Below are 16,150 nucleotides of genomic sequence, written 5' to 3'. Positions count from 1 at the left end.
ACCCTCTCCGTACGCCACGGCGCCGCCCACGTCCTGCACCTCCGCGGCCGCACCGACCAGGCCGAAACCGAGTACCGCACCGTCCTCGCCGACTGCATCGACACCCTCGGCGCCCGCCACCCCGGCACCCTCGCCGTCCGCCACAACCTCGCCGACCTGCTGATGGACCGCGGCCAACTGGAGTCCGCCGAACAGGAGTTCAGGGTGGTGTACGAGGCCCGCCGTACCGTGCTCGGCGAACAGCACCTGCTCACCCTCTCCGTACGCCACGGCGCCGCCCACGTCCTGCACCTCCGCGGCCGCACCGACCAGGCCGAAACCGAGTACCGCACCGTCCTCGCCGACTGTGTCGAGAACCTCGGCGCCCGCCACCCCGGCACCCTCGCTGTCCGCCACAACCTCGCCGACCTGCTCAGGGCGCGGGGCGAACTCGCCTTGTCCGAGGCCGAGTTCACCGAGGTGCGGGCGGCCTGCGAGGAGGTGCTGGGCGAGCGGCATCCGCGGACGCGGGCGGCCGAGGAGGCGCTGCGCCAGGTGGCACGGCTACGGGCCGGGACGCGGGCCGCCGATGACGCGCCGCCCAGGCCTCCGGGAGGCGACCCGGACGGTCAGCCGCCCGACCCGACCACCGCGGGGGACCCCGACTCGGCCCCCGCGGGCTCGTAACCGGGGAAACGGGCCGGGATCTGCCGCAGGTCCCAGAGCGCGAGGACCTTGTCGTCGTAGAAGTCGTCGGACTCGTCGTCGCCGATCACCCGCAGCGGTTCGGGCAGCGCGAACGGGGCGAGGCGGAGGTTGATCGGGCGCCACCAGCCGGTGACGATATCGGTGTTGGCGTGCGTCCCCGCGAAGGTCGTGGTGAGCAGATAGCGCGAGCCGCTCCCCCGGAACCGGGTCAGCGCCTCGACCACGTGCTGGTAGGAGAAGTGCACCAGCGCGTCCCGGCAGAGGATGAGGTCGACCCGCGGCACCCGGTCGAGGGTGAAGTCGAGCAGCGTGAAGGACCGCCCTGGCCGCTCGTGGTGCGTCCGGTTGTCCTCGATCAGCTCCTCGACGACGTCGCCGCCGAGGTAGGCCGCCCCGCCGAGGTCGACGTACTGCATCCAGTTGAAGTCGCCGCACGGCGCGTCAAGCACCGACTTGACGTCCAACTCGCGTACGAGCTCACCGAGTTGGGCGATGACCCGCTTCATGCGCAGCAGCTCGGAGCCCGGGCCGGAGCGGGTCTCGTCGGAGCCCCAGCGGTTGGTGCGGTAGATGTCGGTGAAGACGTCGTGGAGGTCGGTCTCGTCGCGGGCGTCCGCGGCGTCGACGTATCGGCGCTCGATCACGTCGTAGAGGGGCTCCCCTGGATTGCTGACGTACCGCGGGGTCAATGACGTCCTCTTTCGCTGCCCGGCGGCGGACGTATGGAGCCCACCGGTACAACTCGGCAGCATAACGTCTTCTCAGGGCCGGGCCTGGATCAGCGCATGCGTCCCGGCGGTCCGCCAGCGCTGTCCCTGGGTGGTCACGAGCGCGGACTCGGTGGCCGCGTCGAGGCCGACGATCACGTCGGACTTGAGGGTGCGCAGAGCGGCCACGGGGCCCGGGAAGTACGCCGTGGGCTGCGCGAACGGCGTGGTGGGGGGCCACAGTTGGTCGCCGACCAGGCGGCGGTAGTTCAGATCGCCCTTGAAGATCGTCACGGTGGCCGCGGCGAACTCCCGGCGGAGGTCGTCGGGCATGTTCGCGTACGGCAGCGGGGCGCAGGAGAACGGGTGGGCGCGGACCGTGAGGCGGCCGTCGGCGAGGGCGGACCAGAGACGGTGACCGGCTTCCGCGGCGGCCCCCTTCGCCTCCTTCAGCCGGCGCAGGGCGTCGACCAGGTCGGCGGTCATGGCGTCGGAGACGTAGTACGGGTGGGGCTTCAGGTGCAGCACGGCCCGGTCCGCACGGCCGTGGCGCAGGAGATGGTCGAGGAGGAGCAGGTCGGGGATGAGTTCCCGGCCCGCGTTGTCCGCGACCAGGCACACCGTGCCGCCCGACAGCAGGGACCAGAGCAACGCGCTCTCGTCCGCCACGAGTTGGCTGTCGGCGGCCGCGCCATCCCCGGCCGAGAGCTGGAAGCCGAGATCCGCGCGGTTGCCCCACAGGGAGCCGTGGAGCAGGGCCATCTCCTGGTCCTCGACGGGCCGGGAGGCCAGCTCGTCGAGTGCGGCCAGTTCCTCCTCGGTCTCCGGGGTGTCGAGCTCCGCGAGCTTGAAGGGGCGGAAGGGGTCAATACCGCTCCAGGTCCCGGATCCGGACCCGGACCCGAAGTAGCCGACGGCAGCGAGGAGTTGCCGGTAGAAGTAGCTCTCGGCCCAGAGGAAGGGTGCCTCGAACCAGGAGTGTCCGACGTACTCCGGAAGGCCCCACGCCTCCCACTGCCCACGGTCGGCGGCGCCCGGTGGGAGCGGTTCGATGACGCCCTCGGTGGCGCTCTTCAGCAGCGCGTCGAGCGCCTGGTGCTGCTCGGGTCCGTACGGGAAGGCGTCCCGTACCTTGCGGATGAGCGCCGGATGCCGCTCGGCCAGCACGCTGTGCGGGAACGACTCCGGGTCGCTGCTGACGATCACGGCGGCATCAGACATGGGCGTGCGTTCCTCCGGGGCGGGGCGGGGCCTCGAAAGGCACAGTAGCCCCCTGGCCGGGGCACCCACGGGCAGCGGGTCCGCGCATCCCGACATCGGCAGAGCGGCCGGCAGACGCCCGCTCGCGTCGGCCGGCCGCTTCCCCCGGGGCGGCGGTCAGAAGGTCAGCTTCCAGCTGTTGAGCGTGCCCGTGTCCTGCGCCGCGACGTCCTGGACGCGCAGCTTCCAGGTGCCGTTGGCGGTCTCGCTCGACGCGTTGACCGTGTAGGTCGTCTTGACGTTCGCCGCGGAGTCCGAGGTGCTGGAGGACTTCAGGCGGTACGTCGAACCGTCCGGGGCGACCAGGTCGATCACCAGGTCACCGCGGTAGCTGTGGGTGATGTCGACGCCCACCTGGAGGGCGGAGGGCGCGTTGCCGCTGCGGCCGCTGACGGTGATCGGCGAGTCGACGGCGGAGCCCGCGTCCGGCACGGCGACGGCGGAGGTGCTGGTGAAGGTGGTGCCGCCGGTCGAACCGCCGGAGCCGCTCACCGCCTGCACGGTCTTGGTCGCGTCGGCGAGACCGGCTCCACAGCCGCCCGAGCAGGTGCCGGGCAGCGCACGGGCGTTGGCCTTGATCGCCGACTCGATCTGGGCCGGGGTCAGCGAGGGGTTCGCCGACTTCATCAGCGCGACCAGGCCCACGATGTGCGGGGTGGCCATGCTGGTGCCCTGGTAGTACGCGTACGACTCCGTGGACGCCGTCTTCGTGCCCGAGTTGAGTGTGGACAGGATGCCGTTGGCGGTGCCGGTGCTGGTCTGGCCGCCGGGGGCCGAGATGTCCACGATCGAGCCGTAGTTGGAGTACGAGGCACGGGAGCCGGTGCGGTTGGTCGCGGCGACCGTGATCACGTTGCTGCAGCTCGCCGGGGAGAATCCGGAGGCGTTCGCGTTGTCGTTGCCGGCCGCGACGACGACCGTCGTACCGCGGTTCACGGCGCCGTTGATGGCGGTCTGGGTGGCCGAGGTGCAGGCGCCGGAGCCGCCGAGGCTCATGTTGATGACCTTGGCGACGTTGGTGTTGGCCGGGACGCCCGAGACCGTGCCGCCCGACGCCCAGGTGATGGCGTCGATGATGTCGGAGTCGTAGCCGCCGCACTTGCCGAGGACGCGGAGCGGCGAGACCTTCGCTCCGTAGGCGATCCCCGCGACGCCCTTGGCGTTGTTGGTGACCGCGGCGATGGTGCCGGCCACGTGCGTGCCGTGCCAGGAGGAGCCGCTGGAGCCGGTGCCGGTGCCGCACTCGTCGGTCGCGTACCAGTCGCCGGGGTCGGCCGGGTTGCTGTCGCGTCCGTCGCCGTCCACCGAGACCGCGGTGTCGGAGATGAAGTCGTAGCCGCCGACGATGTTGGCCGCGACGTCGGAGTGCGTGACGTAGCCGGTGTCGATGACCGCCACGGTGACACCGCTGCCGGTGGAGGTGGCCCAGGCGCCCGGGACGTTCATGCCCGCCGTGGTCTCGAACAGGTCCCACTGCTTGCCGTACTCGGTGTCGTTCGGGTCCGCCTGCGGCGTGTTGAGCCGGTCCGGCACGACGTAGGCGACCTGCGGGTCCGCCCGGTACTCGGCCATCACGTCGGCGACGTCGGCCTTGTTCAGCCGGTCGCCGAGGTCGACCAGGGCAGCCCCGGTGCCGAGCCGGCGCCGGAAGCCGAGGTCCTCGCCGGCCTCCTTGCCCTTGGCCTCGGCGTCGGCGGAGGCGGCCTTGTTGGACTTGGCCTCGGCGGCGGTGGCCCGGTAGCCGACGATGAGGCGCTCGGCGGGGGCGGCCGCGGTCTTCACGGCGGGAGCCGGGGTCTTCACGGCGGGAGCCGGGGTCCCGGACTGCTCGGCGGGGGTCTGGGCGACGGCGACCGAGGTGGCCATTCCGGCCACCAGCGCGGCGGACACCGCGGCGACGGATATCAGCTTCCGTCCGGCGGCGCGGGAGGAGGACGTACGCAAGGGCTTGCCTTTCGTGGCCGGCTCCGGGCAGCGCGGAGCAGCGGTCGATTCGCTTCGTCGTCGAAGCGGCGGGGGGTGAATCGAGCAGATGCGCGGCGGCCGGCCGTACGCGAGCCGGGCCCCTCCGGGGATTACCTGTGGGTCGGCTGTGCTCGAACGATAGGGAGCGGGTGAGCGGGCCGGATACAGGGGAAACCCTCGATCTGGCTGGAAAACACCCTTGGAGTGGGGGCGGGGGGAGCGGAATGTCCGCGCACGGCGGGGCCGGCGGACCCCGCTTGCGGGTTGCCCCCGCGCGAGCGCCGCACGCACCGGACGTCGCGGCGGGCAGGCGGCCCGTTGAACACGCGCCCCCGGTTTCCCGTACTGCACAGGGAACAGGGAGCGGTCTCCGTACGCCGGTGGACGACGACCCCGTGCCACGGGGGCACCCGCCGAGCCGCGCGTCGGCGTTCCGCGCCGGCCGCCCCTCCGTCTCTCCGCCCGCGTCGCCGCAACAGCCCAAGGAGCCCCACCGGATGACCGCACACCGCACCGCCGCCGCGGCCGCTGTCGCCGTGGCGGCCCCGCTTCTGCTGACGACCTGGGCCGCGGGTCCGGCCCAGGCCCACGGCGCACCGACGGATCCGGTCAGCCGGGTCGTGGCGTGTTCACCGGAGGGCGGGAGCCGGACCGGGTCCGCGGCCTGTACGGCGGCGATCGCGGCGAACGGCGCCCCCTTCACCGCCTGGGACAACCTCCGGGTCGCCGGGGTGAACGGCCGGGACCGCCAACTGATCCCCGACGGGCGGCTGTGCAGCGGTGGCCTGCCCGCCTACAAGGGCCTCGACCTCGCCCGCACGGACTGGCCCTCCACCCGCCTCTCCCCCGGCGCTCCGATGACCCTCGCCTACAGCTCGACGATCCCGCACACGGGCACCTTCAAGCTGTATCTGACGAAGCCGGGTTACGACCCGACGAGGCCCCTGAAGTGGTCCGACCTGCCGACGACGCCCTTCGCGACCGCCACCGACCCGTCCTTGGTGAACGGCGCCTACCGCATCAGGGCGAAGCTCCCGGCCAACCGGTCGGGGCATCACGTGCTCTACACGATCTGGCAGAACTCCAGTACCGCTGACACCTATTACTCCTGCTCGGACGTGGTGTTCCCGCAGGCCGGGAACGGCTCCGCGACCGGAGCGGGGGCCGGCTCGGACGACGCTGCGGGCGCGGGGGCCGCGGCGGGGCGGGAGACTCCCGCCGCCTCGGTGACGCCCACCCCGTCGAAGTCGGCACCGGAGTCCGCGCCGGCCTCTCGTCCGGCGGCCACGTCGACGGCCGACCAGGGCGCAGCGGCCGACCGTTCCGAGCCCGTCGCGGACAGCAGCTCCAGCAACTCCGCGGCGCTGCCGCTGATCGCGGGCGGAGCGGCGGCACTCGCTCTCGCAGCGGGCCTCGCGGTCCGGCTCCGCCGCGGTCAGGGGAGGTAGTCGGCTCGGGGGTTGGGCCGGGGGCTGAGCTGGGCCGCCCGCCGGGGCTGGGGGCCGAGCTGGGCCGCCATCCGGGTGGCTGAGGGATGGGCTGGGCGCTGGGCCGCCGCAGGGCGCGGTGAGGTGAACCGGGCTTCACAGTCGGCCCCGGAGCGCGTCCAGCACCTCCTGAAGGATCTGCGGGTCGGTCGGCCTGGCGGCCGGGACGGGCGGGCGGGTGACGAGTTGCCCGTCGTCGACCAGGTCGGCGACGAGCACCTTCGTGACGCTGACCGGGAGTTCCAGGTGGTCGGCGGCCTCGGCGACCGACACCGCTCCGCCCCGGCACAGCTCCAGCAGCCCACGCTTCTCCGACCTCGGGCAGGCCGCCGGCGGATCGTCGACGGCGACCAGCAGCGTGTCGGGCTCCAGGGTGTTGCGGGTGGGGTGGGCACGCCCGTCCGTGACCACGTACGTCCGCACCAGCCGCTCCTCGGGGTGGCGCCGGGGCGTCACGGCTTGCCGCCGGTGTCCCGCCGTACGAGTCCGCGGTCGCGCGCGAAGCCGTCGGCGGTGTCTTGATCGGCCCGCCCCCTACGCAGTCCGAGTGCGAACGCCCGCATGCGCCGCGCGTTCTCCTCGGCCGAGCGGACGATCGAGCCGTCGGCCCCGGGGACGGAACCCGTGCCGGACGACGGGGTACCGCGGCCGGTGACCGTGCCGGTGGGGCACGGCGGTTCGGCGTCCGCCGGGGAGCGGGTGCCCGCGTCACCGCGGGCGGCACGGGTGGCCACCTCGCCGACGTCGTCGACCTTCACGGCACCCTCCGTCAACTCGCCCGGCACCCGGGGCACGAGCCGACCGGGCGACTCGGGCCGCGGCACGGCACCGTCCTGCGACTCGGCCGGTGCACCGGAGGCAGCCCGCCCGGGCGCCTCCGGCCGGCCGCCCTGCGCGGCACCCTCGATGTCCTCCGCCTCCACGGCCTCCACGGCCTCCTCGGCAGCCTCGGCTTGCTCGGCTTCCTCGGCTTCCTCGGCCCGCGCGGCCGACGGTCTCCGGGGCGTACGGCGTCGTCGACGCGGCAACGCGTCGGCCCCGTCTCTCCCACTCCCGCCAACTGCCGCCTCGCTCCCCTGGTCCACCGAACCGTTCCCGGCTGCCGCCGCCGTATCGCCATCGCCGGAACCGGCGTCCCCGTCACCCCGCTCCTGCCCGGTGCCGGAGGGCACGGAGGTGAGCAGCTCCGTGGGCAGGAAGACGACGGCGCGGGCGCCCCCGTACGGAGACCGGGTGTCCACCGAGACGGCGAACCCGTGGCGCGCGGCGAGTGCGCCGATGACGGCGAGGCCGAAGCGGGGCGGGTCACCGAGACAGGTGATGTCCACCGGCTGACGGCCGGACAGCACCCCGGCGGCGTACGCGGACGCGTCACCGTCCAGGCCGGGCCCCGCGTCGTCGACGACCACGCAGGCGCCGTTGCGCACCGGCCGGACGTCGACCGCGACCGTCGCGTCCGGCGAGGTGTGCCGTACCGCGTTGTCCAGCAGCTCGGCGAGCGCGAGGACCACCGGGTCCACCGCGCCGCCGAGCACGGTGAGGTCCGTTTCTCCGTTGACCCGGATCCGCCGGTAGTCGCGGATGCGGGAGGCGGCGCCGCGGACGACGTCGACCAGCGCGGCGGAGGTGCGCCGTCGCCCCGGCGAGGCGCCGCACAGCACGGCGACGGCCTGGGCGCGCCGGGCGAGCAGGGCGTTCGTGTGGTCGATGTCGAGCAGATCGCCCAGGACGTCCGGGTCGTCGTGCCGTTCCTGCATCCGGGCGATGGCTGCCTGCTGCTCGGCGGCGAGCTCCCGGACCGGGCGCAACGCCCCGTCGAGTGCGGCCCGCGCGGAGCGGCCGGCACGGTCCTGCGCATCCTCCATGACGCCGGAGAACCGCTCCAGCACGCCGTCGAGACACTTCGCGAAGCCGGAGTCGGCCAGACGCGCGTCGAGCAGCCCGGTGTCGAGGAAGGGAAGGCCACGGTCGAAGGGAACGGCACGCACGAGGGGTCCGGCACCGCCGACGGGGCCGCCACGGTCACGTCCCGACGGATGCCGCACGTCCTCCAGCCTCGGCAGCCGCACCGAGACGAGGTGCCGTACCTCCTCCTCCCACGCCCGCAGCCGCGCGGCGAGTTGGGCGTTGCGGTCGCGCTGGAGGGTGATGACTCCGCGCTGTCCGACCAGCAGGACGACCAGGGCGAGCAGGCCGACCGCCAGGCCCCAGCACGCCGCGTCCGCTATCCGTTCGGGCATGGATGGCATGGATCCCTCCGCGGCGACGTGCTCGGCCCCGTTCTCGGTGACACGCCATCAACTACGTACGCGGGACGTCAGTTGCTCACCATTCGTGCGCGCCCGCCTCGCAGCGCGCGCTCAGGGAGCCGACCGGGAGGTCACGGTGAAGCGTGCACCGTCGGGGTCACTGAGGACGGCCTCCGCCTGGTCGGGGGCGCGTTTGAGGAGAGTGCCCCCGTGGGCGAGCGCGGCCCGGACGCAGGCGTCCACGTCGGAGACCGCGAAGTGGACCTGCCAGTGCGGCCTGATCGTCGGGTCGGGCGCCGCCTCCACCGCACCGGAGTGGATCCGGGCCACCACGTCGCCCCGGCTGCGCAGCACGACTTCGTCCCCGTCGTAGAGGACCTCGCAGCACCCGGCACGGGGAGACGCCCACTGCAGGACCTCGCCGTAGAAGATCGCGGCGTCGAAGGCGTTGCGCGTGTGCAGCCGCACGAAGGCCGGCGCCGCCTGGCGCCAGCGCTCCCAGCCGGCCGGCAGCTCGCCCTCCCAGAGGCCGAAGACCGCTCCGTCGCGGTCGGCCATCAGGGCGGCCCGGCCGGGCGGGAAGGCGATCGGGCCCACCGCGGTCGTCCCGCCGCGCTCCTGGCTGCGGGAGACGGCCTCGTCCGCGTCGGACACCGCGAAGTACGACGTCCAGGCGACGGCCATCTGCCAGGTGGCGGCCACCTCGGCGGCACCGGCGACGGGCACGCCGTCCGCGTGGGCGATTCTGAACTGGTCGCCGAGCCCGCCCCTGCGCCACTCCCAGCCCAGCACGGCCCGGTAGAAGGCCTCCGCGACCCGCAGGTCGCGCGCGGTCAGGCTGACCCAGCACGGCGCGCCGAACACCGAGTCACTGGTGATGACCTCGCCGTGAAGCGTTCTGTCGCTCTGCATCGCCGTACCGTCCCGGTCCCACCGCGCACCGGGGCCGGCGACCGCACCGGGACCCGTCCCGGACACGGTGCCGCCCGGCGGCGGCCGACCTCTGCCCGCGCCTGAACCGCACTCCCGTCGGCCCCAGCATCTCCCGCCCCGCCACCCCGCGCACCGTAGGCGGCCCAGACGGGTCCCCACCCCCCGGCCCCACCCCCCGGTCCCACGGCCCTGACCTGCGGCTGGACGGTTACGGGGGCGGGGGACACGGCGGGCTCAGCGCGGGTAGGCGGCGCTGTCCGGCCGCGCTCCGGGGACCCCGGTCGAGCCGAGACGCTCGAAGCGCTCCTGGACGTTGGCGGCGAACTGCTGCTGGTCGGCTCCCGGGTACGCCTGGCCGGTGATGTTCATGGCCACGGTCAGGACTCCGCTGATCGGCGCCCCGGGCGAGGTGCGCACGGGGGTGCACAGGAAGCTGAAGTCCTGGGGCGCGTGGAAGTCGTACGTGGTGAGCGTCGCCCGGGGCAGCGTGGCGGCCTGGCCGGAGTGGAAGGCGTCGTCCATCGCGTTGAAGACGCCGACGGCCTCCAGACCGGGCAGTGCCATGCGTCCGGGGCTGAACTGCGCGGCCATTCCGAAGGCGGCCCCCTGCTTGCCGTTGGCGTAGCGCAGCAGGTGGTTCGCCCCCTCGGTGAGCATGATGGGGAAGGGGGCACCGTCGAACACGGCGAACAGCTCCTGCTGTTGGGCGAGCAGGCTGTCGCGCAGCTTGAAGTCGGCCAGCAGCGTCGCGCTCAACTCCTGCATGCCCTCGCGGAGTTTGCGGTCCCAGGAGCGCGGCACCATGTCGGCCACGCACACGGTGCCGAGGATCATGCCCGTGTTGTCGCGCAGCGGGGTGCCGAGATAGGAGCGCACGCCCATGTCGTTGACCAGCGGGTTGCCCTTGAACCTGGGGTAGTCGAAGACGTCGTCCAGGGCGAGTTGGGACCCCTGGGCCACCACGTGGGGGCAGAAGCCGTAGTCGCCGGGTGCCTCGCGGGCGACGCTGCTCAGGTCGAAGACGATGCCACCCCCCGTGGCGTTCGACCGGTCGTCGGGCGAGGACGGCGGCACGTACATGCCGCGGAACATCTGCCGCTCGTCGTTGATGAAGTTGACCATGGCCAAAGGTGATTGGGTGAAGCTGGCGGCAAGGCGGGCGACGCGGTCAAAAGTCTCCTCCGCGTCAACGCTGTTGAGGCCGAGAACCTGCAGACGAAGCCTGCGTTGTTCGCCCGCGAGTCGGGCCTGATCGGATGACAGGGGATCCATGAAGTCAGATGAAATCAGAATCCGAGCCTCCGTGGCTCGTCCCTCAGGGTAATTTCGCCATCACTCACCACACTCGCCACCCCCTCACGGCCGCCCGCAAGGCGTCCCGCGACGACCCTGTCCTGTTCGTGCTCACGTGTACCCAACCTGGGAATCTGTCCAAATAATCTCAGGTTTCAACCTTGGCCGATCACTTCCCGCCAAACCTGCCATCAGGAACGGGCAGAAACGATTCCGCATACGACAATCGTGCGGTGGGCTCGTTTACGACGATGGTGCGTGCGAATTGACGGACCGTCGGCCGAAAGCCCGTGCGTAAGGACCGGTACGGGGCTGCGAGAGAGGGCACAGCGGCGTGGGTCAGGTGGGGTTCGAGCCGCGGGCATCCCGTCAGGGGCGCGGGCGACAGGCCGTTGTCGGCCGACGCTTCGTGCACGATTTCACGCCACGATCGACGACCGCGCGATCGGTGCCGCCCACGGCGACCTGGTGCCATTTTCCCAGCGATCGTCCGCCGACCCGGTCGGGGACAGCGCCTCACACCGCCCGCTTGAACGACGAGCCCGGTACGACGACGTCCAGGGCTCCGCTCACCTCGTAACCCGTCCTCATCCGGCCGGACCGGAGGCCCTCCGTGCGCCTGCGGCAGAACGGACGGCCCACCGGCGTCCGGGGTCATCCCCCAAGGAGTGCGGCACACCCGGGTGAGACCGGGCATGCGCCAGGGAACAAGGTCAACTCGCCGTTGACGTACGGCCATCGGGAAGCATCAGAAGGAGAGTTCTCATGACCAGGTCGGACGTGGACGCACGGGCGGTGGCAGTGATCGGCATGGCCTGCCGGCTCCCCGGCGCGTCGGGGGCCGATGAGCTGTGGGAGCTGCTCAGAGACGGCGTCGACGCCACGAGCGTGACCCCACCTGAACGTTACGACGTGGACGCCCTGTACTCCCCCGAGCCGCAACCGGGCCGCATCGGCAGTCGCCGGGCGGGCTATGTGGACCAAGTCGCCGAGTTCGACGCCGAGTTCTTCGGGATGTCGGCCACCGAGGCAGTGGAACTCGACCCGCAGCAGAGGCTGTTGCTGATGACGGCCTGGGACGCACTGGAGGACGCCGGGCAACGCCCCGACTTCCTGGCCGGCAGTCGCACCGGGGTCTTCGTCGGCAACGCCCGCTCGGACTATCTGGAGTTGACGTTCCGTCAGGGTCTCGAAGCCGTGACCGCCTCCCAGTTCAACAACTTCCGTTCCCTGATACCCGCTCGCCTCTCCCACGTCCTGGACTTCCGCGGCCCCTGCGAACTGGTGGACACGGCCTGCTCCTCCTCGTTGGTGGCCGTGCACCGTGCGGTCCAGAGCCTGCGTGCGCGAGAGAGCCGCCTGACACTGGCCGCCGGAGTGAACATCAAGCTCCGCCCGGACGAGGGGGTCATGATGACGCAGGCGGGCACCCTGGCCGCGGACGGCCGCAGCAGGTTCGGCGACGCGAGCGCCGACGGCCACGCACCGAGTGACGCGGTGGCCGTCGTCGTCCTCAAACCGCTGGCCGACGCCCTCGCCGACGGGGACCGCGTCCGCGCGGTGATCCAGGGCAGCGCGGTCGGCAACGACGGCCGCACCAGCGACTCGGTGCTCAACCCCTCCCTGACGGGCCAGATCGAGGTGCTGCGCTGGGCGTACGAGGACGCCGGGGTCCGGCCGTCCGACGTGGACTACGTCGAGGCGCACGGGGCCGGCTCCCCCGCACTCGACCCACTGGAGCTCCGCGCGCTGGGCCAGGTCCTGGGCGAGGGACGGCCCGCGGACCGGCCGCTGTTCGTCGGTTCGGTCAAGACCAACATCGGACACGCCGAAGCCGCCGGCGGTCTCGCCGGACTGATCAAGACGGTGCTGTGCCTGGAGCACGGCCAAGTCCCGGCCAGCCTCCACTTCGACACTCCGACCCCCCAAGTGGCCTGGGACGAGCTGCCGTTGACGATCCCGGCGAAAATGCACGACCTGCCCGACCTCGGCCGCCCCAGCCTCGCGGGAGTCTCCGGCCAGGGATCCTCCGCCCTGAACGCACATGTGGTGATCCGCCAGGCCGACCCCACCGACGCGGCCCCCGAACCGGCACCGAGCGGAACACCGTACCTACTGGTGCTCTCCGCCCACTCCCCGGCCGCTCTGGACGCCCTGGCGAACTCGTACGCCGAGTATCTCGGCCCCGATGGTCCCGGCGCCGCGCACCCGCTGCGGGACATCTGCTTCAGCGCGGCGGTCCGCCGTCAGCAGCACGCGCACCGCCGGGCCGTCATCGGCGCGTCCCACGAGGAGCTGGCCGCGGCGCTCGGCGGGGCGAGCTCACCGAAGCTGAAGCGGCAGTGGAAGGAACGCGGGCTCCTGCTCGCCGCAGCCGCCGACCGCTACCGCGCGGGCCAACCGGTCGACTGGGAAGAGGTGTTCGGGATGCCCGGCCGCTTCGTTCCGCTGCCCCGCTACCCCTGGCAGACCAGACGCTACTGGCCCGGCGAGGAACAGGGCGACAGCGGCGGTGATCTGGCCGCCTGGGTACTGCGCGAGCACGCCCGCACCCACTTCGACGACGGTTCCACCCTCACCGAGATCGGCATCGACTCGCTGGCGAAGCTGCGGATCGTGGTGGAGCTGAACAAGCGGTCGGGCGGTGACATCGACCCCGAGGAGTTCGGCCGGCTGCGCACGGTGGGCGAGCTGCGCCAGTGGACCCGCACGCTGGAGGGCGCGGCCCGATGAGCGATCCGCAGAGCGTGTACGCGTGGTTCGCCCGCTCCGCCGCCGAGTTCACCGACCACGCGGCGCTGGAAGTGGGCGACGAGCGGCTGACCTACGGCGAGCTGCGCGACCTGGCCGAGCGGCTCGCCGCTCGGCTCGCCACGGCCTGCGCCGGCACCCCGCCCAGACGCGTCGGCCTCCTGACAGGCCGCTCCGTGACCGCGTACGCCGGCTATCTCGCCGTCCTGCGGGCCGGCGCGACCGTCGTCCCCCTCAACCCGGAGCACCCGCACTCCCGCACGGCCGGGATCGCCGAGGCCGCCGGGCTCGACCTGATCCTCACCGACACACCGGGCGCGGGCGACGGCCTGGGCCTGCCCGAACTCGCCTGGCAGCCATTGGAGTCGGTGGAGCCGACGGACGGCCCGGCACCCGAACTGCCACAGCCGGAGGCCGCCCCGGACGACATCGCGTACATCATCTTCACGTCCGGCTCGACCGGCGCCCCCAAGGGCGTACCGATCCTGCACCGCAATCTCTCCGCCTACCTCGGCCACGTGGCGTCCCGCTACGAGATAGGCCCGGGGAGCCGGCTGTCGGGAACCTTCGACCTCACCTTCGACGGCTCGGTGCACGACCTCTTCGTCACCTGGGCGGCCGGGGGCACCCTCGTGGTGCCGATGCGCAGTCAGCTCCTCTCGCCGGTGAAGACCATCAACAGCCTGCGGCTCACTCACTGGTTCTCGGTGCCGTCCCTGATCTCCTTCGCCTCCCGGCTCGGCACGCTGGCACCCGGCAGCATGCCCACACTGCGGTGGAGTGTGTTCGGCGGCGAACCGCTGACCCTGGCGGCGGCCCGGGAGTGGCAGGCGGCCGCTCCCGGCAGCGTGCTGGAGGTCCTGTACGGCCCGACCGAACTCACCATCTCCTGCACGGCGTACCGGCTGCCGCCGGATCCCGCGCAGTGGCCGGACACCCCCAACGGCACGGCTCCCATCGGCAGTTGCTACCCCACGCTGGACTTCCTGCTGCTCGACGAGGACGGCCGCCAGGCCGACAGCGGCGAGCTGTGCGTGCGTGGCCCGCAGCGCTTCCCCGGCTATGTGGACGCGGCGAACAACGCCGGCCGCTTTCTGCGCCCCGACCCGCTCGCCACTCAAGCGACGTACGGAGGAGGCGAGTTGACCGACCAGCACTGGTACCGCACCGGGGACCGGGTGGCTCTGCGGGACGGCCGGCTGATCCACCTCGGCCGGACCGACCAGCAGGTGAAGATCCGCGGTCACCGCATCGAACTCGGGGAGATCGAAGCCATGTTGAGAGAGCAGGCGGGCGTTCGTGACGCGATCGTCCTCGCGATGCCGGCGGCCGACGGCGAGCCCGAGCTGCGGGCGGCGGTCAGTGGCACCGGATGCGTCTCCGAGCGGCTGTACTCCGCCCTGGGCGACCGCCTTCCGCCGTACATGCTGCCGCGCCGCATCTCCGTACTCGACCAGCTGCCGCTCAACCCCAACGGAAAGATCGACCGGCGGGCCCTGCTCACCGAGCTGGACCGCTCCCGCTGAGCCGACGGCCCCGCTCACCGCCGGCTCCTTGCGGGCCCAACACCCCACTCCCCGACGTCTGTTGTGAGGCACCCCATGTTCGACGCCATCGTGGTCGGATCACGCTGCGCCGGTGCGCCCACCGCCATGCTGCTCGCCCGCTCGGGATACCGGGTGCTCCTGCTCGACCGGGGCGCGTTCCCCTCCGACACCCTCTCCACCCACCTGATCCACCAGCCGGGTGTGGCCGCGCTCGCCCGCTGGGGCCTGCTGGAGACCGTACGGGCGTCGGGCTGCCCGCCGCTGGACCACGCGGTCTACGAGGTGGCGGACATCCGGCTCGAAGGCTGCGCCCGGGGCGTGGAGGGACAACGCGCCGGGTACGCCCCCCGCCGCCATGTCCTGGACGCCATCCTGGTGGAGTCGGCCGCGGCCGCGCCGGACGTCGAGTTCCGCGACCACTGCCTGGTGACCGGCCTGCTGCGGGACGGCGCCGGACGTGTCGTCGGCGTCGAGGGCCGACACGAGGGCCGTACGTTCACCGAACGCGCCCGCCTGGTGATCGGCGCGGACGGCATGCGCTCCACGGTGGCCCGGCTCGCCGAGGCGCCGTACACGGTCCAGGACTCCAGGCTGACCTGCGCCTACTACACCTACTGGCAGGACGTGCCGGCCACACTGGAGCTGTACGAGAGGGCGGGCAGCTGGGTGGCGGCCGTCGCCACCCACGACGACGCGACGCTCGTCCTCGCCTACTTCCCGCAGTCCCGCTTCGAGGAGGTCCGCGTCGACGCGCGGCACGCCTACCTGGAGCAGATCCGCACGACCGCCCCGACCCTGTACGAGCGGCTCCAGGGCGACCGGCGCAGCGAACGCCTGCGCGGCACGGGCGACCAGCGGAACTTCTTCCGGCAGGCGACCGGCCCCGGCTGGGCCCTGGTGGGCGACGCCGGACACCACAAGGACTCCATCACCGCCCGCGGAATCAGCGACGCCTTCCTCCAGGCGGAGATGCTCGTACAACGGGTCGCGCAGGGCCTGGACGGCGATCCGGCCCGGCTCGACGAGGCGCTGCGGGAGTACGCCCTGGAACGGGACCGCGTACTCACCCCCGGCTACGAGGCCACGCTGGGAGTTGCCCAACTGGCGCCGCACGAACAGCGGCTGTCCCTGCTGCGCGCCGTCGGGACCGACCCGGAGCTCACCTCGATCTACTTCGACATGGTCGCCGGAATCGGCTCCGCGGGCGCCCTGTACACCCCGAAACTCCTGGCTCTCCTGTAAGGACCCGTCAACTCCTGTGACCCCTGCGG

12 protein-coding genes are annotated in these 16,150 nt (G+C 72.5%); 5 read left to right on the top strand and 7 right to left on the bottom strand.

What is annotated here, in order from left to right; all coding sequences use genetic code 11:
* A partial coding sequence (locus ACFWM2_RS28250; RefSeq protein ID WP_383285775.1) for a tetratricopeptide repeat protein occupies positions 1 to 666 on the top strand: 666 nt, incomplete at its 5' end.
* On the opposite strand, the gene ACFWM2_RS28245 is transcribed toward ACFWM2_RS28250, so the two are convergent.
* From ACFWM2_RS28245 to ACFWM2_RS28235, 3 genes are all read right to left on the bottom strand, one after another.
* Entirely contained in the window at positions 609 to 1,331 is a 723-nt protein-coding gene (locus ACFWM2_RS28245) for a class I SAM-dependent methyltransferase (protein WP_383285772.1), read from the bottom strand. The genes ACFWM2_RS28250 and ACFWM2_RS28245 overlap by 58 nt on opposite strands.
* 117 nt (positions 1,332 to 1,448) lie before the next feature.
* Entirely contained in the window at positions 1,449 to 2,615 is a 1,167-nt protein-coding gene (locus ACFWM2_RS28240; RefSeq protein WP_383285769.1) for a damage-control phosphatase ARMT1 family protein, read from the bottom strand.
* A gap of 156 nt (positions 2,616 to 2,771) precedes the next feature.
* A complete protein-coding gene (locus ACFWM2_RS28235) occupies positions 2,772 to 4,598 on the bottom strand; it encodes a S8 family serine peptidase (RefSeq protein WP_383285766.1) in 1,827 nt (608 codons plus the stop codon).
* Positions 4,599 to 5,116: 518 nt separating this feature from the next.
* Between ACFWM2_RS28235 and ACFWM2_RS28230 the strand changes: the two genes are divergently transcribed.
* Complete coding sequence (locus tag ACFWM2_RS28230; protein WP_383285763.1) at positions 5,117 to 6,067, top strand: lytic polysaccharide monooxygenase; 951 nt, start codon at positions 5,117 to 5,119, stop codon at positions 6,065 to 6,067.
* Between the two features lie 135 nt (positions 6,068 to 6,202).
* Here ACFWM2_RS28230 and ACFWM2_RS28225 read toward each other — a convergent pair whose 3' ends face one another.
* The 4 genes from ACFWM2_RS28225 to ACFWM2_RS28210 form a co-directional block, all read right to left on the bottom strand.
* Positions 6,203 to 6,529, bottom strand: coding sequence for a DUF742 domain-containing protein (locus tag ACFWM2_RS28225; protein WP_383285760.1), 327 nt, complete (start codon positions 6,527 to 6,529; stop codon positions 6,203 to 6,205).
* A 29-nt stretch (positions 6,530 to 6,558) separates the two neighbouring features.
* The gene (locus ACFWM2_RS28220) at positions 6,559 to 8,346 is read right to left on the bottom strand and encodes an ATP-binding protein (RefSeq protein WP_383285757.1); all 1,788 of its coding nucleotides are present in this window, start codon (positions 8,344 to 8,346) and stop codon (positions 6,559 to 6,561) included.
* Between the two features lie 120 nt (positions 8,347 to 8,466).
* A complete protein-coding gene (locus ACFWM2_RS28215) occupies positions 8,467 to 9,267 on the bottom strand; it encodes a VOC family protein (protein ID WP_383285754.1) in 801 nt (266 codons plus the stop codon).
* Between the two features lie 255 nt (positions 9,268 to 9,522).
* The gene (locus ACFWM2_RS28210; protein ID WP_383285751.1) at positions 9,523 to 10,560 is read right to left on the bottom strand and encodes a GAF domain-containing protein; all 1,038 of its coding nucleotides are present in this window, start codon (positions 10,558 to 10,560) and stop codon (positions 9,523 to 9,525) included.
* A 786-nt stretch (positions 10,561 to 11,346) separates the two neighbouring features.
* Between ACFWM2_RS28210 and ACFWM2_RS28205 the strand changes: the two genes are divergently transcribed.
* From ACFWM2_RS28205 to ACFWM2_RS28195, 3 genes are all read left to right on the top strand, one after another.
* Positions 11,347 to 13,314: a beta-ketoacyl synthase N-terminal-like domain-containing protein gene (locus ACFWM2_RS28205; RefSeq protein ID WP_383285748.1), complete on the top strand. Its 1,968-nt coding sequence runs from the start codon at positions 11,347 to 11,349 to the stop codon at positions 13,312 to 13,314.
* Positions 13,311 to 14,858 carry an amino acid adenylation domain-containing protein gene (locus tag ACFWM2_RS28200; RefSeq protein WP_383285745.1) on the top strand — a complete coding sequence of 516 codons (1,548 nt, stop codon included), beginning with the start codon at positions 13,311 to 13,313 and terminating at the stop codon, positions 14,856 to 14,858. Before ACFWM2_RS28205 ends, ACFWM2_RS28200 begins: the two co-directional genes overlap by 4 nt.
* Before the next feature lie 75 nt (positions 14,859 to 14,933).
* On the top strand, positions 14,934 to 16,121 hold the full coding sequence (locus ACFWM2_RS28195) for an NAD(P)/FAD-dependent oxidoreductase (protein WP_383285742.1): 1,188 nt from the start codon (positions 14,934 to 14,936) through the stop codon (positions 16,119 to 16,121).
* The last annotated feature ends 29 nt before the right edge of the window (positions 16,122 to 16,150 follow it).

It is taken from the genome of Streptomyces sp. NPDC058371, assembly GCF_042723265.1.
GTDB lineage: Bacteria > Actinomycetota > Actinomycetes > Streptomycetales > Streptomycetaceae > Streptomyces.
The sequence above is the reverse complement of the archived record's forward strand: the minus strand, read 5'-3'. Positions and strand labels throughout refer to the sequence as shown.